30 protein-coding genes are annotated in these 24,683 nt (G+C 68.4%); 21 read left to right on the forward strand and 9 right to left on the reverse strand.

Annotated features, from left to right (window positions below; genetic code table 11):
- Window positions 1-6 precede the first annotated feature (6 nt).
- The 4 genes from AC5K6T_RS23535 to AC5K6T_RS23550 all read left to right on the forward strand — a co-directional run bounded on the left by AC5K6T_RS23535 (window position 7) and on the right by AC5K6T_RS23550 (window position 1,796).
- On the forward strand, window positions 7-330 hold the full coding sequence (locus tag AC5K6T_RS23535) for a hypothetical protein (RefSeq protein ID WP_493211937.1): 324 nt from the start codon (window positions 7-9) through the stop codon (window positions 328-330).
- A 202-nt stretch (window positions 331-532) separates the two neighbouring features.
- On the forward strand, window positions 533-757 hold the full coding sequence (locus AC5K6T_RS23540; protein ID WP_493211938.1) for a hypothetical protein: 225 nt from the start codon (window positions 533-535) through the stop codon (window positions 755-757).
- The gene (locus AC5K6T_RS23545) at window positions 754-1,497 is read left to right on the forward strand and encodes a GntR family transcriptional regulator (RefSeq protein ID WP_493211939.1); all 744 of its coding nucleotides are present in this window, start codon (window positions 754-756) and stop codon (window positions 1,495-1,497) included. Before AC5K6T_RS23540 ends, AC5K6T_RS23545 begins: the two co-directional genes overlap by 4 nt.
- Complete coding sequence (locus AC5K6T_RS23550) at window positions 1,494-1,796, forward strand: hypothetical protein (protein WP_493211940.1); 303 nt, start codon at window positions 1,494-1,496, stop codon at window positions 1,794-1,796. The genes AC5K6T_RS23545 and AC5K6T_RS23550 overlap by 4 nt, the downstream gene beginning before the upstream one ends.
- A gap of 1,072 nt (window positions 1,797-2,868) precedes the next feature.
- On the opposite strand, the gene AC5K6T_RS23555 is transcribed toward AC5K6T_RS23550, so the two are convergent.
- Entirely contained in the window at window positions 2,869-4,137 is a 1,269-nt protein-coding gene (locus AC5K6T_RS23555) for an IS701 family transposase (RefSeq protein WP_493210994.1), read from the reverse strand.
- A gap of 425 nt (window positions 4,138-4,562) precedes the next feature.
- Between AC5K6T_RS23555 and AC5K6T_RS23560 the strand changes: the two genes are divergently transcribed.
- Complete coding sequence (locus AC5K6T_RS23560; protein WP_493211942.1) at window positions 4,563-5,084, forward strand: hypothetical protein; 522 nt, start codon at window positions 4,563-4,565, stop codon at window positions 5,082-5,084.
- A 43-nt stretch (window positions 5,085-5,127) separates the two neighbouring features.
- On the opposite strand, the gene AC5K6T_RS23565 is transcribed toward AC5K6T_RS23560, so the two are convergent.
- Both AC5K6T_RS23565 and AC5K6T_RS23570 read right to left on the reverse strand, forming a co-directional pair.
- Entirely contained in the window at window positions 5,128-5,721 is a 594-nt protein-coding gene (locus tag AC5K6T_RS23565; RefSeq protein ID WP_493211943.1) for a hypothetical protein, read from the reverse strand.
- Window positions 5,722-5,998: 277 nt separating this feature from the next.
- Window positions 5,999-6,463 (reverse strand): NUDIX hydrolase, encoded by a 465-nt coding sequence (locus AC5K6T_RS23570; RefSeq protein ID WP_493211944.1) that lies wholly within the window; start codon window positions 6,461-6,463, stop codon window positions 5,999-6,001.
- A gap of 18 nt (window positions 6,464-6,481) precedes the next feature.
- Between AC5K6T_RS23570 and AC5K6T_RS23575 the strand changes: the two genes are divergently transcribed.
- From AC5K6T_RS23575 to AC5K6T_RS23630, 12 genes are all read left to right on the forward strand, one after another.
- Window positions 6,482-7,261, forward strand: coding sequence for a GntR family transcriptional regulator (locus AC5K6T_RS23575; protein WP_493211945.1), 780 nt, complete (start codon window positions 6,482-6,484; stop codon window positions 7,259-7,261).
- Window positions 7,262-7,401: 140 nt separating this feature from the next.
- A complete protein-coding gene (locus AC5K6T_RS23580; RefSeq protein ID WP_493211947.1) occupies window positions 7,402-7,758 on the forward strand; it encodes an SCO3933 family regulatory protein in 357 nt (118 codons plus the stop codon).
- A 3-nt stretch (window positions 7,759-7,761) separates the two neighbouring features.
- The gene (locus tag AC5K6T_RS23585) at window positions 7,762-9,123 is read left to right on the forward strand and encodes an FtsK/SpoIIIE domain-containing protein (RefSeq protein WP_493211948.1); all 1,362 of its coding nucleotides are present in this window, start codon (window positions 7,762-7,764) and stop codon (window positions 9,121-9,123) included.
- Between the two features lie 103 nt (window positions 9,124-9,226).
- A complete protein-coding gene (locus AC5K6T_RS23590) occupies window positions 9,227-9,919 on the forward strand; it encodes a DUF2637 domain-containing protein (protein ID WP_493211949.1) in 693 nt (230 codons plus the stop codon).
- Window positions 9,920-9,947: 28 nt separating this feature from the next.
- Window positions 9,948-10,142 (forward strand): hypothetical protein, encoded by a 195-nt coding sequence (locus AC5K6T_RS23595; RefSeq protein WP_493211951.1) that lies wholly within the window; start codon window positions 9,948-9,950, stop codon window positions 10,140-10,142.
- Window position 10,143: 1 nt separating this feature from the next.
- Window positions 10,144-10,335, forward strand: coding sequence for a mobile element transfer protein (locus tag AC5K6T_RS23600; protein ID WP_493211952.1), 192 nt, complete (start codon window positions 10,144-10,146; stop codon window positions 10,333-10,335).
- A gap of 12 nt (window positions 10,336-10,347) precedes the next feature.
- Entirely contained in the window at window positions 10,348-10,503 is a 156-nt protein-coding gene (locus AC5K6T_RS23605; protein ID WP_493211953.1) for a hypothetical protein, read from the forward strand.
- Between the two features lie 26 nt (window positions 10,504-10,529).
- Window positions 10,530-10,883, forward strand: coding sequence for a SpdD-like protein (locus AC5K6T_RS23610; protein ID WP_493212200.1), 354 nt, complete (start codon window positions 10,530-10,532; stop codon window positions 10,881-10,883).
- 89 nt (window positions 10,884-10,972) lie between these two features.
- Window positions 10,973-12,373 carry a replication initiator protein RepSA gene (repSA, locus tag AC5K6T_RS23615; protein ID WP_493211954.1) on the forward strand — a complete coding sequence of 467 codons (1,401 nt, stop codon included), beginning with the start codon at window positions 10,973-10,975 and terminating at the stop codon, window positions 12,371-12,373.
- Entirely contained in the window at window positions 12,367-12,594 is a 228-nt protein-coding gene (locus AC5K6T_RS23620) for an excisionase family DNA-binding protein (RefSeq protein ID WP_493211956.1), read from the forward strand. The genes repSA and AC5K6T_RS23620 overlap by 7 nt, the downstream gene beginning before the upstream one ends.
- Window positions 12,594-13,742 (forward strand): tyrosine-type recombinase/integrase, encoded by a 1,149-nt coding sequence (locus tag AC5K6T_RS23625; protein WP_493211957.1) that lies wholly within the window; start codon window positions 12,594-12,596, stop codon window positions 13,740-13,742. The genes AC5K6T_RS23620 and AC5K6T_RS23625 overlap by 1 nt, the downstream gene beginning before the upstream one ends.
- A 125-nt stretch (window positions 13,743-13,867) precedes the next feature.
- Window positions 13,868-14,356, forward strand: coding sequence for a hypothetical protein (locus AC5K6T_RS23630; RefSeq protein ID WP_493211958.1), 489 nt, complete (start codon window positions 13,868-13,870; stop codon window positions 14,354-14,356).
- Between the two features lie 35 nt (window positions 14,357-14,391).
- On the opposite strand, the gene AC5K6T_RS23635 is transcribed toward AC5K6T_RS23630, so the two are convergent.
- The 4 genes from AC5K6T_RS23635 to AC5K6T_RS23650 all read right to left on the reverse strand — a co-directional run bounded on the left by AC5K6T_RS23635 (window position 14,392) and on the right by AC5K6T_RS23650 (window position 18,680).
- Window positions 14,392-14,922, reverse strand: coding sequence for an SMI1/KNR4 family protein (locus tag AC5K6T_RS23635; protein ID WP_493211959.1), 531 nt, complete (start codon window positions 14,920-14,922; stop codon window positions 14,392-14,394).
- 1,907 nt (window positions 14,923-16,829) lie between these two features.
- Window positions 16,830-17,672 (reverse strand): protein kinase family protein, encoded by an 843-nt coding sequence (locus AC5K6T_RS23640; protein ID WP_493211960.1) that lies wholly within the window; start codon window positions 17,670-17,672, stop codon window positions 16,830-16,832.
- A 72-nt stretch (window positions 17,673-17,744) separates the two neighbouring features.
- A complete protein-coding gene (locus AC5K6T_RS23645; RefSeq protein ID WP_493211961.1) occupies window positions 17,745-18,188 on the reverse strand; it encodes a UCP032817 domain-containing protein in 444 nt (147 codons plus the stop codon).
- Window positions 18,189-18,437: 249 nt separating this feature from the next.
- Entirely contained in the window at window positions 18,438-18,680 is a 243-nt protein-coding gene (locus AC5K6T_RS23650) for a hypothetical protein (protein ID WP_493211963.1), read from the reverse strand.
- A gap of 113 nt (window positions 18,681-18,793) precedes the next feature.
- Here AC5K6T_RS23650 and AC5K6T_RS23655 point away from each other — a divergent pair, with 113 nt between their 5' ends.
- A complete protein-coding gene (locus tag AC5K6T_RS23655) occupies window positions 18,794-20,134 on the forward strand; it encodes a helix-turn-helix domain-containing protein (RefSeq protein WP_493211965.1) in 1,341 nt (446 codons plus the stop codon).
- Here the strand turns inward: AC5K6T_RS23655 and AC5K6T_RS23660 are convergent.
- Entirely contained in the window at window positions 20,112-20,645 is a 534-nt protein-coding gene (locus AC5K6T_RS23660; protein ID WP_493211966.1) for an NUDIX hydrolase, read from the reverse strand. The genes AC5K6T_RS23655 and AC5K6T_RS23660 overlap by 23 nt on opposite strands.
- 229 nt (window positions 20,646-20,874) lie before the next feature.
- Between AC5K6T_RS23660 and AC5K6T_RS23665 the strand changes: the two genes are divergently transcribed.
- A protein-coding gene (locus AC5K6T_RS23665; RefSeq protein ID WP_493212202.1) for an IS3 family transposase occupies window positions 20,875-22,109 on the forward strand; the annotation gives its coding sequence in 2 pieces (ribosomal slippage) (window positions 20,875-21,181 and window positions 21,181-22,109; 1,236 coding nt in all).
- A 162-nt stretch (window positions 22,110-22,271) separates the two neighbouring features.
- Complete coding sequence (locus tag AC5K6T_RS23670; RefSeq protein ID WP_493211968.1) at window positions 22,272-22,709, forward strand: glutaredoxin domain-containing protein; 438 nt, start codon at window positions 22,272-22,274, stop codon at window positions 22,707-22,709.
- 69 nt (window positions 22,710-22,778) lie between these two features.
- On the opposite strand, the gene AC5K6T_RS23675 is transcribed toward AC5K6T_RS23670, so the two are convergent.
- Window positions 22,779-23,648 (reverse strand): bifunctional DNA primase/polymerase, encoded by an 870-nt coding sequence (locus AC5K6T_RS23675; protein WP_493211969.1) that lies wholly within the window; start codon window positions 23,646-23,648, stop codon window positions 22,779-22,781.
- Between the two features lie 381 nt (window positions 23,649-24,029).
- On the opposite strand from AC5K6T_RS23675, the gene AC5K6T_RS23680 reads away from it, so the two are divergent.
- Window positions 24,030-24,356 carry a hypothetical protein gene (locus tag AC5K6T_RS23680; RefSeq protein ID WP_493211970.1) on the forward strand — a complete coding sequence of 109 codons (327 nt, stop codon included), beginning with the start codon at window positions 24,030-24,032 and terminating at the stop codon, window positions 24,354-24,356.
- The last annotated feature ends 327 nt before the right edge of the window (window positions 24,357-24,683 follow it).

Below are 24,683 nucleotides of genomic sequence, written 5' to 3' on the forward strand. Positions count from 1 at the left end.
ACCAGCATGCTCGACCGTATCCGCCGCGCCCTCTCCCGAGCCAGAGGGCTGCGGCACTCCAGCAGGGGCAGGCACCGCCGCCCGTTAACGCCCGACCGCCCGCCGGTCGCTGCCGTACCGCACCCGGGCCGGCCGACGGCAGCGCCCGCTTTCCACCTGGAGCACAGCGACCACTCCGATCACACGGCGCTGCTGCGCGGGGAGGAGGTCGCACTCGTCCGCCCGTACGTGGTGGCCTGGGAGCGGCGCACCCGTCGGCGCTCGGTGATCATGGCGCCGTACCTGCCGACCGGGCCCGAGGCCTGGGTGCCCCTGGCGGGGGCCCGCTGATGCCAACCGCGGACCACCAACCCCACATCCCGCCCGCCGCCGAACCCTCCTACCGCTCGACGGCCTGCCGGATCGGAACGCACAAGGCTTGCGCGGAGTCTTCTCCCGCCTCCGGGCCGGTGGACATCCCGGTGGTCTACGAAGCGTGCGACTGCGCCTGTCACACGGCGTTCAGCGGGCCTGAGCCCTGGGAGGCGGGACGGTGAGAGAACAAGCACCTGCCGGAGTGCTGGCGGACAACGTCGAGATCACGGCGGCGACAGTGCGGCGCGGCGACGTCATCCACATGGGCGGTCGGGCCTGCCGGGTGGCCAACCTCTTTCAACTCCCCCACGGCAACAAGCAACTCCTCTTCGACTCGGGAGAACTGCTCACGATCAACAGCCGGACTCGCCTGATGGCCGTACGGTTCCAGAGAAGGCGGTGACCGTGTCTGCGACCTCCCGCCACCGCGGCATCGCCGACGACCTACGCAACCGGATCACAGCCAGCGACTTCGGCCCCGGCGAACGCCTTCCATCGGAAACCGACTTGGCGTCTCAATACCGGGTGAGCACAGCAACGCTCCGCAACGCACTCGCGCTACTCCAACGCGAAGGCCTCGTAGAGAAGATCCACGGCAAGGGCAACTTCGTCCGCCGCCCGCTCCGCAAACTCACGTACGTCGGCGGCTGGGGCACCCTCGACCCGTGGAAAGCAGCCGAAACGGCACTCCGCATCACGGTGCGCACCACTGCGGTTCGCGCTCACGGCGACCTGCTGGCCATGCTGAACGTGCCACCGGACACCCTGCTCACCGAACTCACCTGCGTCAGCCATGATCGGGACGCACCGCACAGCCTGGCCCGCATCTACGTGCCCAGTGCCCTGGCACTCCCCGACATGATCCAGGACAGCGACCTCGCTGGCCGCACCCTCACGAGATTCGCCGTGCTGGCGCCACTGCCGACAGAGATCCGGGAGACGGTGAGCGCCCGTCTCCCGACGGCGGACGAAGCATCGGCCCTTCAGATCCATCCGGGAACGGCCGTCCTCACCGTGACGCGCACCGCAACGGACAACGCCACGCGTGTCGTTGAGGCCGCACTCCTGGTGTTCCCCGGCGACCGCGCCGACGCGGTTTTCACCACCCACCACGTGACCGACGAGAGGCCGACTCAACGATGACCCCCGAAAGCGGCCTGCGCCTCCTCCCCTGGTCCGGGCCAGACGGCAAGCCCTGCTACCTCAGCACCGACGACCGGGACGGCTACATGTCCCGCCTGGCAGACAACATCGAATCCGTGCAGCTCGGGACGGCGGCCGAACTGCTGGAAGAGGCCTCCGCGACCCTCGACAACCGGGACACGGGCCCGGAAAAGGTACGACTGCTGGCGAAGGAACTGACCGGGGCTCTGAGGGATGTTCTCCGCGTCGCGACCAGCCGCGGCTGCCTCCTGGCGGCGAATGAACCTGACGGCGCCTGAAGGCGCCACGAACGGCACCCGCCGATGTCGACCGTCCCTTGAAAGTGGGGAGGGGAGCCCAATGCCACCGGGGCCTCCCCTCCCCGTCAAGCTGTCCCGCCTGGGGCGTATACGCCACGCATCGACGGCGGGAGGACCTTCTCTCCGCCTGTGCCTCAGCCGACGACAGTCAGCCACGACGGTGGGTGCGCCGGCCGACCACGCACGCGTATGCCTCGCTGTACCCCCACCGACCTCAGCCACGCTGCTGACGATTGGGTGCTGCGCCCGATCGCCCAGCGCGTCTACGGTGAGGATGCCCGCATCACGTGACGCGGCGCCTGAATGGCCGCAGCGCAGACGACGCGCGTTGCTGGACAGGCTACCGACTGAAGAGCGGTGAGGTCCCGAACCGGTCGGACCGCCCGTGACCGTGGCTGAATGTGTCAGAAGTTTCGGTTCTCTGGGGCCTGCATTGCATCGACCACTCGGTCGTCGTGGCCGTACGAAACGGAGCCGAGTGTCACGAAGGTGACTGCGTCGCACCTTCCTCCGGCCGCGACGACCAGCCGCGCCGCCCAATCCGCTGGCCTCCGCGTCATCTGGCTGCACGACGCCCGCCGCGGCACGGCCACCCCCTCACGGCCGCCGGAGCCGCATCCCGAGTCGTCATGGAGATCCTCAGGAATAGGCGCCCTGTCGCGACCTACCACCACCGTTGATGTCGAAAGTAGATGTCAGAGGCCCCAGACCATGATCGGTCCGGGACCCTTCACCTCGTGCCCCGCCAGGATTCGAACCTGCGACACCCGCTGTTAGGAGAGAGGCAGGGAAGTGGGGCCGCTGACCTGGAGCTTCGGTGCCTGGTACTACAGCCTCAGATCTTGAGTTTGTGATCGATTCTGTTCGGGTTGTCGCCAGGGACGGAGGCGGGCGGGCAGGGGGTCGCCGCGCCGTTTGTAGTGGCTGACGGTGGCCCGGGTCTGGTGCAGGGCTCGCCAGTGATGCTGCTGGAGGTGGTAGGCGTCGCTGTGGTGGGCGGTCAGGGCGGTGGCGGCGAGGAGACAGGCGAGGGCCGGGACGGTCAGCCGGATCAGGGGAAGGTGTTCCTTCCCGCTGTTGCCTGCGCTTTTCCCCCGACTGCCGGGTCTGGACCAGTGGGCCCAGCCGCAGGCTCTGGTTCCGGGTCGGGGTGGCGGGCGCGCTGGACGGTCAGGAAGGCCAGGGCGAGCATCGCGCAGGTCACGTGCCGGTGCCAGGAGGTCCAGCGGCGGACCTGGTACTGGCCGAGGCCGGTGATCTGTTTGGCAAGCTCGTTGTTCTCCTCGATCTTCCAGCGGACCCCGGCCCTCACGATCGCCTCGGTGACCGGGTCGCCGGCGGGGGCATGAACGAGGAAGTACGCGTACTCGAAGTCCACGAAGCCGCCGGCCAGTTGCTTCTTCTCGGTACTGCGGCGGATCAGCAGCTGGTGGGCGAAGCCGTCGGCCGGCATCTGTCCGGGCAGAGTGACCTCGAACCAGGCCCAGTCGTAGGCGCGCCGGCCCTTGGAGCCCTCGCCCTGGCTGCGGCGCTCCCACTGCTCACGCACCGTGGCGTAGTGCAGCAGATCACCGGCCGCCGCGACCTTCGGCAGGCGCAGCTTGCCCGGCGGGCCCTGAACCGGCAGGGAGACCGGCACTGCGAGCACGTAGCGGATCTTCTGCTCGTGCAGCCAGGACCTGAGGGCGGGGTCCTTGCCGTAGTCCGCGTCTGCGGCCACCCAGGAGAACGGCAGGCCGCCGGCCGCCGCGCCCTGGAGCATGGCGATGCCCAGGTGCGGCTTGGTGGTGAAGACGACCTCGTCGGGCACCCCGGCCGCCCGGCACCGCTCACGGTCCTTCGTCCAGGACTGCGGCAGGTACAGGCGCCGGTCGCAGAAGGTGTGGCCGCTCGCGGCGGCGTAGGTGAGCATCACCATGACCTGGCAGTTGCGGACGTCACCGGTCGTCCCGCAGTGCTGGTGGGCGACCCCGACAGACTTGTCCCCCTTCTTGATCACCTGGGTGTCGTCCAGGACCAGCGTCGCGTCCGGATCCCCCAACTCCCGCGCCACATACGCCTGCACCTCGCTCAGCAGCGCGTCCGCGCTCCAGGACGCCTCACCAAGGAACTTCTGAATCCGGTGCGGGGTGGCATGCCCGGCCCTCCCCGCCATCGTCCAGCCGTTCTTTCGGCCCAGGTCCGACAACAGCCCCTCGACGAGATCGGCGAACACCTCCCGCGGCTCCGGCCGGGCGAACAGATGCCCCAACCCGCCAGTCAGGACAGCCAGTCCCTCGGCCCAGTTCCCGACGTGTTCCGTACTCACATCCATCAGCATGACCGGACAACGATCAGCACCGATCACCAGTCACATGATCTGAGGCTGTAGTACTGGGCAGGCTGCCGAGAACTCGACCGCGACACAACCCCGTTGACCGTGGCTGGCCCCTGAATCTGGCACGGCTGTGGCACGAACCTCAGCCGACGACAGTCAGCCACGAGGGCGGGTGCGTCGAACGACCACGCACGTGTATGCCTCCCTGTACCCCCACCGGCCTCAGCCACACTGCCATGCTGTCGACAACAGCAAGCGGCGTCGGCAGGGCCGTGAAGGTACTTCGGTAGCTGTCTGAATGATCAGTTGACAGGGCGGGCGAACCACTACTCCGGGCTAACTGAAATCGTCGGCTGCCGATGTTCACGCTAGCGTGAACATCGAGTCTCTTAACTCTGTTTTGCGGTAACCATCTTTGGGGAGTTGCGATGGATAATAATCACAAAACAAAGGATTGGGGCACTGTACTGGTAGAGGGAGTCATCTTTCCCACGGCTTCATTCTTGGCGCCTGCCGCTCTGCTCGCTCTCATGGTGTTCTTTGTGATCAGGGGATTTACTCATGGTTTCGGAGATGGAATTCGCAGCTTCGCGGCTGTAGCGCTACCTCTCGTCGTCTTGGCATTTTTGGCAAAAGTGGTGAATCGGCCTAGCTCCGTGGCGGGCCAAGTGCCACACTCATCGGTAGGCCAACGAAGAATATTTGCCCCCGGAACGCCGAACTGGGTATTCTTTGTAGTTTCCGTTATTGTGTCTGTCGCTGCAATGGCTCTGTTGACGGTTTCCGCTGAGGCGCCGCTGGCTGAGCTTGCCACCTCCGCCGCATTCTCTGCCCTTGCGTTCTTTTCGATGCAGAGCGAACCGCATTCCGACCGTGGCGCCGTCTACAGTCTAGGCACTGTGTTGGGCGCCTTGTCATTCATCGTTGTGGCGGGGGTTCCCTCTATCTGAGAGGCGTCCGGTGAATCGCCTGATTCCCCGTTTCCTTCACGCTTCAGTGAATTGCAGCCCGGAATTGCAGCTCCAGCTCATTGACTTGTCTTGGGACTGACCAGCAGTAGTCTTTGAACCTCGCAGGAGAGAGTTCTCCTGCATCCACGTTGTGCATGTACGAAAGCGCGTATTTACTTCCCACTTCTTCGAGGCACCAGAATCCCATTTTGGCTCGGGCGTTCTTCATGAGCGCGTAGGCGAGGAGCGACTGAGGGAAATCCTCGGTATTGGCGTAATAAAACGCTGTCGCGCACGAGAATTCCCATAGCCCCGAGAAAGGGATGATGTATAGGGTTTGCGTTACGTCGCCAAACGTAAACTTTGCCTTAGCTCCGCCGTCTCGCACTTCAAAGAGTCGGACGTCTGCTCGAATTGCGAGATCTTGAACGTGATTTGCGAAATCACTGAGAGGCATCTGGATCAGCTCCAGATAGGAAAGCGGGAAACTGCGTGACGAGATCGGGTGTGCCTGCCACGGGGGAATGGCATCAGTGAGCGGCAGTGGCCCTCTTCCTGTCGGATTGGGCTGACCGGCGCTGAGATGTGATCTTGTTTCTATTCTGCTTCCCTGGTCGCCGGGTGTCAAAAGATGCACTCCGTTACGCTTGCTACGTCAAGTTACCTGTCGCTTCAATTTCTTGATAAGCGCCAAATTCTGGCCCATGCGTCATCCCCTTACCTGTTGCGGATGCGTGGCTGCCAAGCGCGGTTGACGCTGTGCAGAGGTTGGTGGGATGGATCTAGGCTGCTGCGAGCGCGGCGCGGGCGCCGGCCGGGCTGGAGCGGGGCGGAGACAGGAGCGCAGGCCCGGACGGGGGCCGGGCCGTGCGCGGGGAGCGGAGCGAGCCGCACTTGATGGAGTAGGGAAAGTCTTATCCCGCTGGGATGAGTCGCTTGCCGTCGTGGCTGCGTACGTGGGGGCCGTTGTCGTTCAGGGCGTCTAGGAGACGGACCGCGAAGACCTCGGTCATGCGCTCGCTGACCTCGGCCGGCGTGAGCCAGGAGACCGCGGTCGACTCGGTTGACGTGCGTTCCGTGCCACCGGACGGCTTGCAGCGGAAGACCAGGGCGACGATGCCTCGGGTGGTGTTCTTGTAGACGCCCGTGAGTTGGTCCACCTCGACGTGGATGCCGGTCTCCTCCAGGACCTCGCGGGCTACGCCGGCTTCCGGGGTCTCCTGGAGTTCGAGTACGCCGCCGGGGAGCTCCCAGGTGCCGTTGTCGGCTCGGCGGATCGCCAGGAGGCGGCCGTCCTCGCGCACCACGACCCCCGCGACGGATACGGAGTGCAGCGGTGTCGGGGTCGCTTCCTGTGATTGACTCATGTACAGGAGCATAGGAGGCGGAGAAGGACTATGGGAACTGCGGTGGGAGGGGACCGGTCCGGGCCTCGGTACGTGCAGATCGCCGACGAGATCGTGCGGCAGATCAGGGCCGGTGTGCTCAAGGCCGGCGACATGGTGCCGAGTGAGTCGGAGCTGGTGGAGCGCTACGGCGTGTCCGGCGGGACCATTCGGAAAGCCATGGTTGAGGTGCGGGCGAGCGGGCTGGTCGAGACCCGGCACGGGAAGGGCTCGATCGTGAAGGATCGGCCTCCGGTGCGGCATCGTTCCTCCGATCGGTTCCGGCGCTCCCTGCGGCAGGGCGGCAAGGCGGCCTACCTCGCCGAGTCGGCCCAGTCCGGTGCCACGGCCAAGGTGAGCGTCCTCTACGTCGGGCCCGTGGAGGCCCCGGAGGATGTCGCCGGGCGGCTGGGCGTCCCGGTCGGTGCGCAGGTGCTCGCGCGGCGGCGCCTCTACTTCCGTAACGGCACCCCGGTCGAGACCGCGACCTCGTACCTCCCGTGGGACGTCGTGAAGGAGATTCCGGAGCTGTTCGCCGAGAACCCCGGCGGCGGTGGCATCTACGCCCGACTCGAAGACCACGGGCATGAGTTCGCCGAGTTCGTCGAGACACTGCAAGCGCGGCCTGCCAGCAAGGGGGAGGCGTCGGAGCTGGCGCTGAGTCCTGGTGCGCCGGTGGTTCATCTCGTCCGGGAGGCTCGTACGACGGCGGGGCTCGTGGTGGAGGTCTGCGACACGCTCATGGCCGCTGACCAGTTCGTTTTCGAGTACCGGATTCCTGCCGACGACTGACGCTCGCTCAACTCCTCACAGCCCGTCGCGACTTCTGAGCCGCGGCGGGTTGACTCATGTATAGGAGTGGTGCACTCTTCTTCATGTCACTCATGTACATGAGTGACGAAGTGCAACCCCTGTAGAGGAGTAATCTCTCCATGCGTCAGATCCCTGTCGACACCTCCGCCGCGACCGTGATGGTCGCCAAGACCCCGCAGCTCAAGGTCCGGGACCGCCGTACCGGTGAGATCGCCGTCGACGCCGAGACCGGAGCCAAGCTCATGACCGTGGACGTGATGTTCGCGGCGAACGAAGAGGTCGAGATCCTGTCCGTCACCGTGCCGGAGACCGGCATCTCCGGTGAGCTGGCCATGGGTACGCCGGTCGCGCTGACCGGGCTGATCGCCCGGCCGTGGGAGAACGAGTTCAACGGCCAGAGGCGGCACGGCATCGCCTTCCGCGCGGTCGCCGTCACCTCGCTGGCCGTTGCGGGCCCCGCGGCTCAGGCGGCCTGAGCCATGAACTGGCCGACGGTCTTACTGCTGCTGGTTGTGGTCGTCGTCGCCGCGGGCCTTCTGCGGTGGCGGCGTCCCGCCTGGTACTGGCTGACCTTCGGGGTCACCTTCGCCGTCCTGCGGGTCCTCGTCCGCTACGCCTCCGTCATGGACGCCTGCGGCCTGACCGTCCCGCCCTCGCGCTGGCGGCTCGCCCTGGCTCGGATGGCCAACCGTCCGGTGCCGGAACCCCGCGCGCCGCGCATCCTGCGGCTGCGACCGAGCCGTACGGGGCTGGTTCTCCGGGTCAAGCTCCGCCCCGGGCAGGACGCCTTCGACGTCGCCGCCGCCACTGACCGGCTGCGCCACTCCTTCGGGATGTACGGCGTCACGTCGCGGGAGCTGCGCTCGGGTGTGGTCGAGATCCGGATGACCGGCTACGACGTTCTCAAGCGCGTGCAGATGCCGGTGCGTGCGGATAGCCGGCCGATGCGCGTTCCGGTCGCGCTGCGGGAGGACGGGGCCGTCCACTACCGCGACTATCGGGCCGTACCGCACGCGCTCACCCTCGGCGCCACGGAGTCCGGCAAGTCCGTCTATCAGCGCAACCTCGTCGCCGGGCTCGCGGCTCAGCGCGTCGCCCTGGTCGGCATCGACTGCAAGCAGGGTGTTGAGCTGTTCCCGCTGGCTAGCCGCTTCTCCGCGCTTGCCGACAATCAGGACACGGCGCTTGAGGTGTTGGAAGCGCTGGTGTCCTACATGGGGGACGTATATCAGCTCATCCGGGCCGAGCAGCGGATCAGCGTGGGGGTGCCGGACGCTGAGATCGCCGCCGATATCTGGGATCTGCCCGAGCCTCTGCGGCCGGTGCCGGTCGTCGTCCTGGTGGATGAGGTTGCTGAGCTGGCTCTCTTCGCGAACAAGGAGGAGGAGAAGCGGCGGGACCGGATCATCACCGCCCTCGTCCGCCTCGCCCAGCTCGGCCGGGCCGCCGGCATCTACCTGGAGATCTGCGGGCAGCGCTTCGGGTCCGAACTCGGCAAGGGCATCACCATGCTTCGCGCCCAGCTCACGGGCCGTACCGCCCACCGCGTCAACGACGAGACCAGCGCGAACATGGCCTTCGGTGACATCGCTCCGGATGCCGTCCTGGCCGCGATCCAGATTCCGGCCGAGACGCGCGGGCTGGCCATCGCCGGTGACTCCACGGGCGGTTGGTGCCGCATCCGGGCCCCGCACACCTCCCTGCGCCAGGCCGTGAACATCTGCAACAAGTACGCGGATCGGACTCCCGAACTGCCGGTCCTGGCCGCCTTCCGGCCCTTGGTGGCCCCGTTGCCCTCGGCGCGTTTGCCGCTGTCCAAGACAGCGCCCGCGGCCACCTGAACCAACCCCCTCCCTCGGTCGACGCGACCGTCCCTCGCGCCATGTCCCTACCCCCGCCATGCCTGATCACAGGGATCAAAGGGATCACAGGAAGGAGTCCGTGATGGTTCGCCCCGCTCTCCGCGTCGACGCCGTGCTTGTTCAGGCTGTCATCGCCGGGGCGCTGTCCTTCGCCCACCTGCACGACCTCGCGTCCGCCGCCGGGCAGGACGGCTGGAAGGCCTGGGCCTACCCGGTCAGTGTCGACCTGCTCCTGGTCGCCGCCTGGCGACGGCTGCGTACCGGTGGGCCGTCCCGGCTGGCTTGGTGCTGGTTCGTCGTCGCCCTGGTCGCGTCCCTCGGTGCCAACGTCGCCACCGCCGGGCTCCTCGACCTCGACGACGTACCCGACTGGCTGCGCATCCTCGTCGCCGCCTGGCCCGCGCTGGCCTTCATGGGCGGCACGCTGCTGGCCCATTCACCTGCCGAGCAGCCTTCGGTGGCCCCGGTGCCGCCGGCCCCTGTGGATGTGCCCTTGGGGCCCGCTGCTGACGGGGAGTCCGTACCGGTCTCCCCGGCCGAGCCGGACCCGGCTCCCGAACCCGCCGCGGCTCCGCTGCCGGTACCGGTCCCCGCCGTGGCGACAGCCGAGACGCCTCCCGCCGTAGCCGTGCCGGCCGCGCTGGTCGACCACGCGCGGAAGATCGCCGACGAGCACCACGCCCGTACCGGCGCACGGATCGGCGCCGACGCCCTTCGCGTCCGCCTCGGCGTCCCGCCGCAGTTGGCTGCCGCCATCGCCGATCGACTCACCTGACCTGCCTGATCGGAAGGAAACCGCTGCTGTGCCGATCGACCCCACCGACCTGACCGCCGCCGACCACCTCGCCGGTGCCCGCGAGATGGCCGCCGCGGGCCGGCCGTTCCTCGCCCACCTGCTCGCCGAGGAAGCCGCCCGCCTCACCGCTGACCCGGCCACCGCCGCCGGTATCCGCGCCTCCTTCCCCGACCCGACCACGAACCGAGAGGAGACCGACTGACATGCCCGCCCGCGACTTCTTCCACTCCGTGATGCGCATCGGGCCGGTGCAGATCGGCACCCACCGCGACCGTGGCGGTCGTACCAAGCACGCGGCCGTGTGCGGCTCCGACGGCTGCGGTTGGTCCGCCGACTACTCCAGCCGTTCCGCCGCCCAGCTCGCCGCCCGTACCCACCGCTGCAAGGTCCGCTAGGAGGTCATCGCCATGGACGTTCCGCTCTGGTTCGCCCTGCTCTGCGTCGGGGTTCTCGGCGTCAAGCTCGTCCGCCCGCCGTGGTGGCTGATCGCCGTGCTTCTCCTCGGCGGTTACCTCCTCGCCGACAGCCTCATGGCCCCCGTCATCGACACCGCCGTCAAGTGAGCGGCGAAGGAGGACTGTTCATGTTCATGTTCCGGCCCAAGCTTCCGACCATGCCTCAGCCTTCCGGCCTGGGCATGCGACCCGTCGATGTCGAGCCGACCACGACCACGATCGCGCCCGGCGCCTGGGTCTCGGGCTCGGCCCCGGTTCCGTCGCCGGGTGACCCGGCCGTCACGCTCGTCCCGGCCCCGAACCGGCCCACGATCCAGCTCACGCCCGGTACGGCCCTCGCCCTCGTCGGCGGTGGCACAGCGGTCGTCCTGGTCGTCGGCGCCGTCCTGGTCTCCCTGCTCCTCGCGGTCGCCATCACGGGCGCCTCGGTCGCCGTCTGCGCCCTGGTGATCCGCTCGCTCGTCAACGCCGACGCCAAACGCCGCTGACCGGCCCCCGGGCGGCCTCGATACCGCCAAGCATCCGCCGCCCGGGAGCCGTCCCTCTCCGATCTCGCAACCGGAAGGAAGTACCCAGCATGGCGCATCGCGCCACTCCCGCTACGGAAACCCCGCTCGACCCCCTCACCCTCCGCGACTTGCTGCGGGTGGCCTCGGCCTCGGACTACGACCGTTGGGAGGACCAGGTCCGCCGTACCGGCGGCTGCTCGGACCCCGTCCATCTGACGGGCTGGACCCTCCACAAGGACCGGACCACCGGCGAGACCCTGCACCACTACTCCACCGCCGCTGAGCCCGGGGGACGGCTCCGCCTCGCCTGCGGCAACCGCCGGGCCTCGCGCTGCCCGTCCTGCGCCTTCACCTACGCGGGCGATACGTATCAGCTCATCCGCGCGGGCCTGGCCGGTGACGACCGGCGGGATGTTCCTGTGACCGTTCGGGATCACCCGCGCGTGTTCGCCACGCTTACGGCTCCGTCCTTCGGCTCGGTTCACAACCGGCCCGATCGTGGGGGTTGCCGCTGCGGCACCCGCCACGCCCCGGACGCCCCCGAACTGGGCACGGCCCTGGACCCGGCGGCGTACGACTACGCGGGCGCCGTGCTGTTCAACAACCATGCCGGTCAGCTCTGGCAGCGCTTCACGACCCGGCTGCGCCGTGAGATCGCCGCCCGCGCCGGCCTCTCCCGCCGGGAACTCGCCGACCGGTTGCGCGTCTCGTACGGCAAGGTCGCGGAGTTCCAGAAGCGCGGGGCCCTGCACTTCCATGCCGTGATCCGGCTCGACGGGCCGGACGGGGCCGGGTCACCGCCGCCTGGCTGGGCCACGGTCGGTCTGCTCACCGATGCGATTCACGCGGCTGCGGCGCACTCGTACACGTCGGCCTCGATCCCGGCTGCCGGTGACCAACCCGCGCGGTCCTTCCGCTGGGGGACGCAGCTCGACGTCCGGCCGGTGAAGGCGTTCGGGGACGGGTCCGACATCACCGAACAGGCCGTCGCCTCGTACGTCGCCAAGTACTCCACCAAGGCGGCCGAGAACACCGGCACGCTTGACCGCCGTATCGGGGAACTCGCCGAACTCGACCGCCACCAGGTGCCCGACCACACCCGGCGGCTCATCACCGCGTGCCGGGACCTGGACCGGGTGTACCCGGACCGGCGCCTCTGGGCGTGGGCCCACATGCTCGGCTTCCGCGGCCACTTCTCCTCGAAGTCCCGCGGCTACTCCGTCACTCTCGGAGCTCTCCGACAGGCCCGTGCCGACTACCGCGCTGCCCAGGATTCCGCCGTTCTCCTCGACCTGTCCGACCGGGCGCCGGACAGCGTCCTCGTCCTGGCGGACTGGCAGTACGCGGGGCACGGCCACACCCCCGGCGAATCCGCCCTCGCCGCCACCATCGCCCGTGGCATCCGGCTCAACCGCGAGACCGCCCGTGAGGCCCTGGCCGCGCTGCCCGTCGACGAGAGGGAGTGGTGACCGTGGAGCGACTCCTCACCCTGGATCAGGTGGCCGAACGGCTCGGCACGGGTGTCCGTTTCCCTCGTCGGCTCATCGAGGAACGTCGGATCACCTTCGTGAAGGTCGGCCGGCATGTCCGCATCCCCGAGAGCGCGGTTCAGGCATACGTCGACGCCAACACGGTGGCACCGGTCGTGCTGCGCCGTGCCGTCGGCGGCGGACTGCGGAGGGCTGCCTGATGCCCGGTAAGCGTAAGTCCCGCCGGAACTTCGGCCGGGTCCGCAAGCTGCCCTCTGGGCGGTTCCAGGCCCGGTACCCGGGGCCTGACGGCGTGCTGCGCGCCGCTGACCGGACCTTCGCCACGTCGACGGACGCGGACCGCTGGCTCATGAAGAAGCGGATCGAGATCGAGGATGGGAGGTGGCTCGACCCGGCTGAGGGGCAGACGACGGTGCGGGGCTGGTCGGCGCGGTGGCTCGCCGCCGTCTCGCCCCAGCTCAAGCACAAGACGCAGGCCTCGTACCGGTCTCTGATCAACTCGCTTATCGTTCCGGCGCTCGGTGATCGTGAGCTGTCGAGCCTTCGGCCGATCACCGTCGCCGAGTGGGTCGGCGGGATGAAGTCCAGGGGGCTCAGCGCGTCCCGGATCAGGCAGGCGTACCGGGTGCTGTCGCAGGTCATGCGGGCGGCTGTCGACAACGACATGATCCCGCAGACGCCGTGCCGGGGCGTGAAGCTGCCTCGGATGCCGCAGACCGAACCGCACATCCTCACGCCGCTCGAAGCCTCACGGATCGTGCGGAGCGCGGCCAAGCCGCATGACCTGCTGATCGCGCTGCTCGCGTACGCGGGGCTGCGGGTCGGTGAGGCGTTCGCCCTCCGCCGGGTGGACATCGACGTGTCCGGCGGGCTCGTCCTGGTCGACGAGAACCTGGCCGAAGCGAACGGGACCTTGGTCTTCGACACCCCGAAGACGCATCAGAAGCGGCTCCTTCGGATCGGCCCGTCCCTCGCGAAGCGGCTCGGCCGGCACCTGGAGACCCTGTCCGGCGGGGATGACGCGCTCCTGTTCACCACCCCCGCGGGGAAGCCCCTCCGCTACAACCAGTGGCGCAAGGCGTACTTCGACCCTGCCGTGTCCGCCGCCGGGCTCACCGACGTCACCCCGCACGATCTCCGTGCCTCGCACGGTACTTGGGTCGCCGACCGGTACGGGGTGATGACCGCCGCGCATCGGCTGGGCCACTCGAACGCGAGCGTCACCACCCGGCACTACGCCCGGCCGGTCGCCGGTCGCGACGACCAGGTGGCGGTGGCGGCGGACTCCTGGCTCAACGGGCCCGACAACGATGACGACGGCTCCGCCGAGGTGCTCGTAGACGCCTGAGCGTGGGTTCGAATCCCGCCGCCTCCGCAGTGAGGGAAAGCCTCCGACCAGCGAGACCGGTCGGAGGCTTTCAGCGTGTGCGTTCCGGCCGCCACCACAACGGCCAGGACGCGCATACTTCCTTCATGCTCACGCCACAGCGCTTCCGGGACTCCGGGCACACGAAGTACGACTTCGTTGATCACGTGCTCGTGCGCTGCCCGAAGTGCGCCGGCATCGCCCACGTGGCCCCGGCCGCGTCGGTGACCGGGGACGCACGCCCCTCGATGTTCGCGCAACGCCGCCTCGTCTGCCGGGGCTGTGGCCTGACGCGTAATGCAGCCGAGGGTCTCCGACTCTTCCGGGGCACAGGGGAGGCCGTAGACCCGTACTTCGGTCTGCCCCTGTGGTTGCAGGCCGAGACGCGCCACGGCTGGCTGTGGGCTTACGACTTGGAGCATTTGGATCTGATCCGGCGATTCGTTCAGGCGCCCCTGCGCGAAAGAGATCCTTGGTACACGACGGGTCGGAAGATGACGCTCACCTCCAGACTGCCGTCGTGGATCAAGAGTGCCAAGAACCGAAACGAGGTCTTGCGCGCCATTCAACGCATCCGTACCTCGATCGCGAACTGATGGCCCACGGCGTACTTCTGCCTCAGGGGTGTAGTTCAGCGCCAGCTGTCGAATACATGTGGCTCTGCCGTCGGTATCTGTTGGCTGAACGGCTGGCAGGTCCCTTCCAGAACGGCGACAAGGAAGTCGGCCATGCCGCCGTCGAACAGAGACCAGGAACTCCCTCCGTACAGCGACTGTCGTCTGAACACCGCCACCGTCCACGTGCCGGGGTCTCCCGATCGAAGCCAGAACGCCACGTCACCACTCGCCGTGTCGGCGAACGGCAGCAGGTGCGGTGACGTCCCGCTTTCCAACATTGCAGCGAGTTCATCGGTCAGGTGTGTCGGCACGCGAGGGCTCAGCCGGTCGAGTAGATCGCCGTAGGGGGAGCCAGCTACGGGCGGAGTACTCACCGAGAGGTACTCGTCGACCTCACCGCCCCCATAGAGCGTGACGAACTCCCGGTAGTCGTCCGGGAGGCGCAGCTTCTGCGCCTCGGCGATCCGGTCCCAGTCCACCGCATCACCCCCGCCTTCGGGTGCAGGGAGAAGGCTGGACAGTCTCTCGATCGCCGGATGGGACACGGGGGCTTCCTTTCAGCTCGGCGCGGGTGGAGTCGCTCGCGGGGACGTCGTACCACGCCCCAGCCCCTATCAGCAGCGTCGAGATGCTGGGGCACGCAGGGGGCACGCCCGTGACGTCGGCGGCTCCGGCAGGGCCTCGGCACCCGTCTGACCTGCGGGGGAGCCGGAAAGGCACCCGACCCCCGAAAGGTCTTGAAAACCGTCGTGGCAGCGATGTCACCGTGGGTTCAAATCCCACCGCCTCCGCCGAGGTCGTAAGCATGCAGTTCAGAAGGGGTGTCTCTCAAGAGAGACACCCCTTCTGGGTGGGGCTTGTCTCACCTTGACCCCGCTCTGTCGCGTTGTGGATCACTGCGTGTGGACCAGGCGTGGACCGGGGTTGCACCGTCTCAAGTGACAGAGACGTGACAACGGGCCTATGAGGCAAGTCGGAGTCGCACTGAGAAACGCAACAGCCCCGCCCCGTCGAGGCGGGGTGAGGCTGCAAAACCCAGAAACGTCAGCGTATCGAAGCGCGATCTTCCCGATCGGGTGCTTTAAGAAGGGGGCGTGCCCGAAGGCTTGCCCGGCGGTCACCAGTGGTCGCGACAGGGCTTGCCCGTGTTGCTGGGCAAGCCGTCATTGCGGCTGTTGAGGTAGGTCTACCGGCGAGACCGGACACCTTCGGGGTGGGAGGTGCTGTGCTCCCGCCGGGCGGGGTGACTCCTTCTTTCGCGTCCCGCTGGGCGGGCATCTTCGGCGAACTCACCACACTCGTCCGTCCGGTCGTCGGCCAGGAATGTCAATGGTCCGGAGGATCGCCGGTTTGGCTAACCGGCAGTTTGCGGCTATCTTGCGCCGCGCGATCATCGCGGACCGCCTATAGAGGTGTCGGAATCCGTGGCGGTGTGACACTCCATTGCTGTGATCCACTGCACTCATCCGTTCGCTGTAGAAGTCCGACCGAGGTCCCTCCCTCGACTGCTACAGGTGACGGAGAGTCGGTCCGTGTGACAGTCGCCGGGCAGAAATCAGCTCAGCACTCGCCCCAGACCAGGAAGCCGGCCACGAGGGCCCGACCACGGTCACGGGAAAGTCACGTAATGGCTCGGTATGCCCCGACCAGGCCGCAGCCGAATCCTGCAATCCCCGACCTGTGGATAAAGAACGGCGACCTGCGGAACGAATGAGTATAAATGTGGCAACAGAGTCCATACCGGCATCGAACCGTTGGCGCGGTCAGGGAGGCATGGCTGCGCATGCCCGGGTGACTGGCCACATGCCCAGCGCGGCGGAGCTGTTCAGAGTTTCTTTACTGGATCAAGGCGGCCCGCCTACGGCGGCCCGCGCGCGCTGGCGGCCACGGGCCGCCGCCGCTCCTGTCTGCCGCCCCGCTCCGGCGGCCCCCACCCGCTCAGCGCGCAACACCGCCAAGGCGGACGACCAGACCAGGAAGCAACCCACCAGCCCGACCACCAGGACCAGGCCGACCCCGACCAAGCACGGCCGCGCCCCGACCAACCACTGCCGAAGCCGGAACAGCCTCGATGCCGCATGCACAGCCCATGCGTGCGGCAGCCGCGCCTTCAACGCCCAGGGCGGAACAGGGCCGAGGCCGTGACGCACGGAAGAAGCGTGGCCGAGGCCGGCGGATGGTTGCTGGAGATACACGTGGCGGGTGTTCGGTCGGCGCACTCGCCGCCGTGGCTGACGTTCGGTGGCTCAGCTCAGAACCCCTAACTCGAAAACGAACTAACGGGGTTGACGGAGCACCCGCATCCGAGCACGCCAACCACCCCGGTACCATCGGCACCGGGGTCCTGATCAGGGCTTCCACGACCGGACCACCCGGAATGCTGTCCAGGCTGAGGGTGGTCCGGTCTTTGCTGTTGGCCTGCCTTCAAATGGGCAGTGGGGCAACCGAGGCGTCAGAGGCAGCTCAATGCCTTACCGACCTCGTAGATGGTCGGCCGATCCTCGGGAGCGTGGCTGAGCATTGCGTCGATCAGCTCCCCCAGCTCGCCCGGTGCCTTCACAGGCCGCCGCCGTCCGCTCGCCACAGCCTCTCTCTGCACGGGACGTGGAGCATCGTCCGAGTATTCGACAGCCCGCCAGCCGGTAGCGGAGATGAGCAGCGAGGCGCCGAGCGCGTAGATGTCGCTCGCTTGTGTGGGTTCAGCCTGCCCCGTGTCGAGCACGCTGCGCGAGATCTCAGGTGCTTCGTAGTGGACAAGGCAGCCGCGGAAGGGGAAGTCGTACCACTCGGGCACATGCCCGCCTCGGGCGAGGGCGAGGTCGATGAGATGAGTTCGCTCGAGCCGGACGATGAAGTGGGCAGGCTGCACATCACCATGCGCCCAGCCTTTGGCGTGGAGTTCGGCCAGCGCTTCGACGCAGCCCAGAGCAACGCTGATGTGCGGTTGGACGGATGAGGCAGACGCGCGGCAGGGCTCCCATACTTGATACAGGTCAGGCCCTTCATGCCACGGCTGGAAGTTCCACGTCCCGCGCTCCCACTCGCCGTACGCGAAGTCGTCGAAGCCGAGGCGGTGAAGCACGGCTCCTTCTCGTGCAGGGGCGAGCGCGGTCCACGGCTGGGCGGGCCAGTCGGCCGTTGCCTCGATCGGATACCCGATCTTCACGGCGTAGTGGCCGCGAGGGCCCTCTGTCTCCCACATCGTCGAGCCCCGGCGGTTCACGACCAGGCGCTGATTCGTGGGCATGAGCGTGTCGAGCACCACGATCGGCAGTTCAGGGGGCGACCCGGACAACGTCTCTTCTCCTTCCGGGCGCACGCGGCCGACCCCATGAGCCGAGGCCGGCCGCGAACGCTGTTGCGGGGGTTACGCCTGACCGTACGGACGGCCGCAGTCGGCGTCGCACTGCGCGAGGTTCGTGCCGTCCACGGTCCACAGGTCGTCGAAGACCACGAACCCGGCAGCCTTCATGGCCCGTGCCGAGGCAGCGACCTTCTCCGGGTCGCGGGCGCCGCCGCCCGGCTTCGGGTTGTGGTGCAGGAAGCGGCCCGCGTACTCCTCGCACAGCGAGGCGTAGTCCTTCGTGTGCAGGATGAGCGCGTGCAGGCCGAGATCCACGTCGTCCGACGGGACCATGGGCACGGTGGCGGTGGCTGCGGTGGCCACGAAGGCGACCGCCTGGTCGGCGATGCGCTCGGCGCGCTCGCGCGACTGACCGTTGTGGGTGACCACGAAGCGCGTGAGGCTCCTGAACAGCTCCTCACCGGCTACCGAGCGACCGTTCCTCTGAGCGTTGGCCGTTGCCGTCATGCGAAAGCTCCTTGTTGTGGCGGTACAGGGCACTTACCGCCCGCACCGGTCGCCGAGTCCGACCATGGGCGACCAGGAGGCGGGCTTGGATGGCCGCCCCGGACGGGGGCGGGGGGAGCCAGGGAACTGACACCCGTCCGGGGCGGCCCGTCTACTGGCCGAGAGCGAGACCCATGCCGATCACCAGGCCGCACGACCCGCTGATCACGATGATGAACAGGACACCCGCATACCGGCCGATGGCGCGCATCACGGCCCGACCCGGCTGTTGCCGTCCTGAATAGCCAGGCGCGCGCTCAGCTCTTCCCGTGCGCTCGGCGGCTCCACGCTCTCCGGCAGGGCATCCCACTCCCTGCCGCCACCGATCGGCCGTATCTGCACGCGGCCGCCGACCTCACCCATGACGACGCCGATACATCCTTTGGCGCTGTCCTTCGCCAGTTCACCGATGCCCGGTCTGGTCTGCTGGTTGCTCGCCATGCAGATGAGCATCGCGATCCGTGGGGGGCCGCCAAAAGGTCAGGCTGATTACCCAACTTGGGTAACATCGCCGGAAGTAGAGATCCAGCGACGTTGCGTAGCCCTCGCAGTGGGGAGCCTGCCCAATGCCCGACGCCGACCGGCCGCAGGAACTGCCCGCCAGGCTGCTGACCGATCCCGAGATGATCCAGGCGTGCCGGGTGCGGGACTTTGCCCGAGTCTTCCGGTTGGTGAAGACCAGGGCGGGCATCTACCCGTCCATGATTGCCAGGCGTTGTGAGTTGACGCCTAGCCGGGTCGGCGAAGTCATGGCTGGTCGACGCCAGTTGCAGCACATGGATGTGATCGAGCGCATCGCGGACGGCTTACGCATCCCAGGGCACATGCTTGGACTCGCGCGCCGTGCGTGGGAGACCCCGCAGGCTCTTGCCGTCACCGAGCGAGAGGCGCCGCAAGTACCAGAACCCGAGCAGCAGGCCCCTGTATCTCTGCCGGGCCCTGACGTGGACAGCATCCTGGCCTTGGCCACGCGAACGAGCCTCAGCGCAGCGACGCTGCAAGCCTTCCGCTCCTCCATCGAGGACTACTGGCGACGGGACGACCAGCACGGCGGCGAGGCACTGAGGCCGGCCATCGTCGGGCAGCTCCGGTACGTCGTCGGACTCCTGAAGGAGAACCGACCGCCCTCCATCCAGAACGGCCTGTACGGAATCGCGGCTGAGCTGGCACGCCTCACCGGATGGACCTACTTCGACGCCCGCCAGTACAACCAGGCCCGCGCGTACTTCACCGAGGCCCTGCAACTGGCCAAGGAGATCGATGACCGGCAGTTCATGGCCAACGTTCTCGCCTGTATGAGCTTGCAGGCGACGTACCAGGACAAGCCCGCGGACTCTCTCGCCCTGGTGACCGCCGCCCAGGACCAAGCGCGCTCCGACCACGGCACGACGCCGCGCGTCCTGTCGATGCTGTCCATGCGCGAGGCGTTCGCCCACGCCACCCTGGGGAACCGGGACGCCACTCACCGGGCGATCGGGGAGGCACACCACCAGTTCGAGCGGATCAGTTCGGGCGACCCGGACCCGTCCTGGGTGACCTACTTCGACGAGCCGAAGCTCATCGTCGATACCGGCATTGCCCACGGTCGGCTGGGTGAGGCGGCGACCGCCGAACCCCTGATCGCGGACGCGCTGAGGCGGGAGGACCGGACCAACCAGCGAGGCCGCGCGTTTCACACGTTCTGGCTGGCCCGTACGCAGCTGGACCAAGGCAAGCTCGACCAGGCATGTCACACCGCTACGGAGGCCCTGGAGCCCGCGTCGGCAGTGGCATCCGAGAGGGTGTCCGGTCACCTCAGGGAGTTCTACGAGCAGTTGTCCCCGCACAGGCAGGAACTCGTAGCCCTGGCGTTCGAGGCCCGACTACGGGAGTCCCTGCCACTGGTCAGCGGATCGCTTCGTCCATGAGCAGGTAGAGCAGACCCACGAGCGAACCGCTGCTCACGATCTCCCGGCGGTCGATCATGCCGCGCACCTCAGAGAGCGGGATCCACTCGATGCGGTCGGACTCGTTCTTCTCCGTGGGCGGCCCGGCGTAGGTCGCACCGTCCACGCGAAAGACGTGATGCTGAGAGTCCGTGATGCCGTTGGCCGGCTCGGCGTAGATCAGGGGCTTGATGGGGCCAGGACGCCAGCCCGTTTCCTCCAGCACTTCGCGTGCCGCCGCCTCTTCCGGGGTCTCGCCCTCCTCGACCAGGCCCATGGGCAGCTCCCATGCCCAGGAGTCCGTGATGAAGCGGTGCCGCCACATCATCAGGACCTCTTGCCGGTCGTTGACCACGGCGGCCACGGCCAGGTGGCGGAGCCGAACGACGTGGTACTCCCACCTGCGTCCGTCAGGCTGTTGGACGTCGACCAGACACAGATTCACCCACTTGTTGGTGTAGATCTGTCGCTCACCGTGGGTCTTCCACTCCATACCTGCGGCCCCTCTCGATCGGTCTCCAGGATCTCAGATTGATCGGGAGAGGGAGGCTCGTTCGGCTCTTTCGCGTCAATCTGACGAGATGCGCCTGGTTGCACAGAGGCCCTCTGGTGACACCACCTGGCTGTCTGCCACAGCTCGTACTCCTGCCGCAGACGCGGGGACGAGACGAGAGCCGGATGGTGAGAGGGGCTGAGCTGTACTGCGATTTGTGGAGTCCCTGATGCCAGGGTTACGGTCCTGGCGAAGGAGAACCACCAGCACCGTGGCGGCACCCCGTAAATGTCCGGACGAACTGCGCGAGCGCGCGATCCGCGAGGTCCGCACCACCGGCCGCCCGATCGCCCACGTGGCGAAGGATCTGGGCATCCACAAGGAGGCCCTGCGAGGCTGGGTCCGCCAGGCCGAGGCCGACCGCGGCGAGCGGGACGACCGGCTCACCACCGCCGAGCAGGATGAGCTCAGGCAACTCCGCAAAGAAGTAGCGGAGTTGAGGCGGGCGAACGAGATCCTGAAAGCCGCCTCGGTGTTTTTTGCCCAGGAGACCGACCGTCCCCGGACGAGGCCGAGCAGGTGATCGACCACCTGCGTGACAGAGGTCTCGGGGTCGATCCCGTCTGCCGGGTGCTGGAGCTGTCGCCGTCGACGTACTTCGCCCGCAAGAAGCGGCCGAAGTCGGCCCGCCGGCTCCGGGACGAGACGCTGATCCCGCTGATCGAGCAGGTCCATGCGGAGTCGGGCGGCACCTATGGCGCCCGCCGGATCACCCGCGCGCTTCGGCGCAAGGGCCACGCGGTGGCCCGCTGCACCGTCGAGAGGCTGATGGCCGAGCTGGGCCTGGAGGGCGTCATCCGTGGCCGGCGCCGCCGCACGACCGTTCCGGAGCCGTCGGCGCCGCGTCCGCCGGACCTGGTAGACCGCGACTTCACCGCCTCCCGGCCCGATCAGCTGTGGGTGGCGGACATGACGTATGTCCGGACCTGGTCGGGGTGGGCGTATGTGGCGTTCGTCCTGGACGTGTACTCGCGGATGATCGTCGGCTGGCAGGTCGCGAACCACATGCGGACCGAACTCCCGCTGGACGCCCTGGAGATGGCGCTCTGGCGGCGTCGGATCAAGAAGGACTCCGGACTGATACACCACAGCGATCGCGGGTCGCAATACGTATCAATTCGGTATACCGACCGGCTCGCCGACATCGGCGCCTCCGCCTCCGTCGGCTCCGTCGCGGACTCGTACGACAACGCGATGGCCGAGGCCCTGAACGGGACCTTCAAGGCCGAGCTGATCGAGATGCAGGGCCCCTGGAAGGACGTCGACCAGGTCGAACGGGCGATCTTCCAGTGGATCACCTGGTACAACGAAGAACGCCTTCACTCCGCACTCGACTACGTACCGCCGGCCGAGTACGAGGAAGCCTCCTGGCACAGCCAGGAGCAAACCCCGCAGTCCGCCTGAACCAATCAAGATCGGACTCTACGAAACACGGGGCAGCTCAGCATGGTCGGCTTCGGTCGCTCGTGCCCGTCGCTGTCAGATATCGCTGTCAGCCGGGGCCCGTCATCCGCACGGCTTCCTGAGCGGGCCGTGTCGTCGCTGCGGCGGGCTACCCTCGGTTCCATGACGCGTGTCTGGGCCCGGCCCCTGCTGCTGGTGTGCTCCGGGGCCGCTGCCGCGGTGGTGATGGGTCTCGGCGGGGACGCCGGGTCGGCCGTCGTGGTGTTCCTGGTGTTCGGGGCGCTGGCGGCGATGAACTCGCCGCTGGTGTTCCCGAGGTCCGTCGGCGCTGTGGAGGCGCGGCGGCGCAGCGCGGTGGACGGCAGGCCGGTCGTGTACTGGCGGCCGGGCTGCGTGTACTGCCTGCGGCTGCGCCTCCGGCTGGGCCGCGGAGCCCGCCGGGCGTACTGGGTCGACATCTGGCGCGACCCCGAGGGCGCGGCGGCGGTGCGGGAGGCCAACGGCGGGGACGAGACCGTGCCGACCGTCCTGGTCGCGGGCCGGTCCCAGGTGAACCCCGATCCCGGCTGGGTGCGCGCACAGCTCGACCGCGCCGGGTGACCCGGGTCGCCCTCCACCTCGGGCGGCGCCCGGCGGCAGGCGCGTTCGGCTGCTGCTCGTGCGGCCCGCTCAGCCTCCGCGGGTGCCCGTCATCCGCTCCGCCGACGCGATCGTCGCCCGCGCCTCGCGCTCACTGAGCCCCGTCGCGCAGGCGGCCTCCACGAGGGCGTCGGTGAACCGGCCTCCCAGACCGTTCTCGCAGGCCCGGCAAGCGGCCCAGAACAGCCGGGTGTTGCGCTGTCCGCGGTGCGCGGCGAGGACGAACTGGATCAGGCCCTGCCCGTGCCCCCCGGCCGCGGACGCCGGGGCGGCCGGGCGCGGAGGCGGCAGCAGCAGGCGCAGCAGTGCCTCGGGGCAGGGCGCCGGCGGCAGGTGCGCGCTTTTCGGATCCGTGCTGTAGACGCCGTGGTCGGTCCGGGAGCCGGGGCCGACCAGGTAGCCGCCGGCGCCGCGGATGTCGATGCCGGGGGCCAGCCGCCCGGCGGAGTTGGGCACGACGACGTCAGGCGGCCCCGTCAGCCACAGGTGGCGCCCGCCGGACGGCGTCACGACGACCACGGTCGGCGGGATGGTGAACAGGTGCCGCAGGGCCAGTTCGCGCAGGGCCGCCGGCGCGTCGGCACCGGACTTGGTGTCCAGGTCGACGCCGATGAGGTGGTACGGGGGCAGGCCGCAGGCGATCCCGTAGCCGGTCGACCAGGGGGCGGCGGCGAACATCGCGCGGATGCGCGCCGGATCGGTCGTGGCGTCGTACACGCCGTGTCCGAAGCGGCCGCACTCTCCGCGGCAGGGCGGGATGCCCGGCGGGTCGGTCCGGTGGGGGGAGCGCAGCGCCGGGAGCTTGCCGCGGGACAGGGGCAGGACGGACAGCCCGTGCTCCGCGGCCGACAGCGCGTGGGCGAGGGCCAGCGCGGTGGCCTGCCGGTCGGTGGTGGCCATGGCTCCATTTTCGTACGAATGTTCGAGCAAGGGAAGGGGGTCCGGGGACGCCACGCCCGGCCGGGCCCCGTCCGGCCGAAAAGTGCCGGAACGCTTCACCTCTTGCGCCCCTTGGGCGGATGGCCCCCGAACGTCCCTGGCCCGCGGCTTCCCGTCCGAGGAAGATGCTGAAAGGGGTTTATCGACTTGTCATCACGCTTGAGGGCGAATCGTCACGTTCGGCCTGGTTCGCGGGGTGTCCGCTGGGCAAGTCTGGACTCGCGACGTCGAGTACAGCGCCGGGGCGGTCGGCCAACCGCCCCGGCGAAAGCCGAACTTCCCGTACTTCCCGCACACTCGGCCGGAAGGCCCGTGCGTACCTGCTTCTGGAGGAACAGACACATGGCAAGCATCCGTACCGCCCGCGTCATCGCCGCCGTCTCCGCCCTGCCGCTCGCGGCCGCCCTCTTCGGCGGTGTCGCGGCGGCGGACAACGGCGCCTTCGCGGACAACGGATCCAGCGCGGCGGTGAGCAACGGGTTCCAGGGCATCGTCGGCAGCGGTGTCGGCGGCAACAACAGCGGCAACTCGTCCACCACGCAGCAGCAGGCGGTCGGCTCCGGCGCCTCGAACCAGTCCAACACCGCACAGGTCGACGGCTCGGCCTTCACCGCCGTCAACCAGGGCAACGAGAACGTGGCCGTCACCTTCCCCCCGATGTGGTGGTGACCTGAGAGGGGGCGGCGCCCGCGCCTCGCGCGCCACCGCCGACTCCCTCGTGGCGTGCTCTCCGTGGGGTGTGACCCGACCGCGCGGCGGTGCTTCCGGCGCCGCCGCGCGGTCGCGTGCGGTGCGGAGCGGAGCCGGTCCAGGGGTGCGCGGGCGCGGCCCGCGTCGTGCCGGTCCGACCCGGGTCGCGCAGACGCGGCCCGGAGCCGTGCAGACGCGGCCCGGGGTCGTGCACGTGCGGCACCCGGGTCGTGCACAAGTGGCCCGGCTCGTGCGGGTGTGGTCCAGGCGGGCCCCGGTCCAGGCCCCGTGCGGCGCGGTGGCGGC

It is taken from the genome of Streptomyces sp. B8-7, assembly GCF_058833805.1.

What these genes read in the sequence shown, in the direction of transcription:
- AC5K6T_RS23575 (WP_493211945.1), top strand. Translation starts at nt 6,482, where the DNA reads ATGGGAACTGCGGTGGGAGGGGACCGGTCCGGGCCTCGGTACGTGCAG.
- AC5K6T_RS23645 (WP_493211961.1), bottom strand. Translation starts at nt 18,188, where the DNA reads ATGACGGCAACGGCCAACGCTCAGAGGAACGGTCGCTCGGTAGCCGGT.
- AC5K6T_RS23670 (WP_493211968.1), top strand. Translation starts at nt 22,272, where the DNA reads ATGACGCGTGTCTGGGCCCGGCCCCTGCTGCTGGTGTGCTCCGGGGCC.
- AC5K6T_RS23585 (WP_493211948.1), top strand. Translation starts at nt 7,762, where the DNA reads ATGAACTGGCCGACGGTCTTACTGCTGCTGGTTGTGGTCGTCGTCGCC.
- AC5K6T_RS23550 (WP_493211940.1), top strand. Translation starts at nt 1,494, where the DNA reads ATGACCCCCGAAAGCGGCCTGCGCCTCCTCCCCTGGTCCGGGCCAGAC.
- AC5K6T_RS23655 (WP_493211965.1), top strand. Translation starts at nt 18,794, where the DNA reads ATGCCCGACGCCGACCGGCCGCAGGAACTGCCCGCCAGGCTGCTGACC.
- AC5K6T_RS23605 (WP_493211953.1), top strand. Translation starts at nt 10,348, where the DNA reads ATGGACGTTCCGCTCTGGTTCGCCCTGCTCTGCGTCGGGGTTCTCGGC.
- AC5K6T_RS23600 (WP_493211952.1), top strand. Translation starts at nt 10,144, where the DNA reads ATGCCCGCCCGCGACTTCTTCCACTCCGTGATGCGCATCGGGCCGGTG.
- AC5K6T_RS23570 (WP_493211944.1), bottom strand. Translation starts at nt 6,463, where the DNA reads ATGCTCCTGTACATGAGTCAATCACAGGAAGCGACCCCGACACCGCTG.
- AC5K6T_RS23580 (WP_493211947.1), top strand. Translation starts at nt 7,402, where the DNA reads ATGCGTCAGATCCCTGTCGACACCTCCGCCGCGACCGTGATGGTCGCC.
- AC5K6T_RS23660 (WP_493211966.1), bottom strand. Translation starts at nt 20,645, where the DNA reads ATGGAGTGGAAGACCCACGGTGAGCGACAGATCTACACCAACAAGTGG.
- AC5K6T_RS23650 (WP_493211963.1), bottom strand. Translation starts at nt 18,680, where the DNA reads ATGCTCATCTGCATGGCGAGCAACCAGCAGACCAGACCGGGCATCGGT.
- AC5K6T_RS23680 (WP_493211970.1), top strand. Translation starts at nt 24,030, where the DNA reads ATGGCAAGCATCCGTACCGCCCGCGTCATCGCCGCCGTCTCCGCCCTG.
- AC5K6T_RS23675 (WP_493211969.1), bottom strand. Translation starts at nt 23,648, where the DNA reads ATGGCCACCACCGACCGGCAGGCCACCGCGCTGGCCCTCGCCCACGCG.
- AC5K6T_RS23555 (WP_493210994.1), bottom strand. Translation starts at nt 4,137, where the DNA reads ATGCTGATGGATGTGAGTACGGAACACGTCGGGAACTGGGCCGAGGGA.
- AC5K6T_RS23590 (WP_493211949.1), top strand. Translation starts at nt 9,227, where the DNA reads ATGGTTCGCCCCGCTCTCCGCGTCGACGCCGTGCTTGTTCAGGCTGTC.
- AC5K6T_RS23610 (WP_493212200.1), top strand. Translation starts at nt 10,530, where the DNA reads ATGTTCCGGCCCAAGCTTCCGACCATGCCTCAGCCTTCCGGCCTGGGC.
- AC5K6T_RS23630 (WP_493211958.1), top strand. Translation starts at nt 13,868, where the DNA reads ATGCTCACGCCACAGCGCTTCCGGGACTCCGGGCACACGAAGTACGAC.
- AC5K6T_RS23560 (WP_493211942.1), top strand. Translation starts at nt 4,563, where the DNA reads ATGGATAATAATCACAAAACAAAGGATTGGGGCACTGTACTGGTAGAG.
- repSA (WP_493211954.1), top strand. Translation starts at nt 10,973, where the DNA reads ATGGCGCATCGCGCCACTCCCGCTACGGAAACCCCGCTCGACCCCCTC.
- AC5K6T_RS23535 (WP_493211937.1), top strand. Translation starts at nt 7, where the DNA reads ATGCTCGACCGTATCCGCCGCGCCCTCTCCCGAGCCAGAGGGCTGCGG.
- AC5K6T_RS23625 (WP_493211957.1), top strand. Translation starts at nt 12,594, where the DNA reads ATGCCCGGTAAGCGTAAGTCCCGCCGGAACTTCGGCCGGGTCCGCAAG.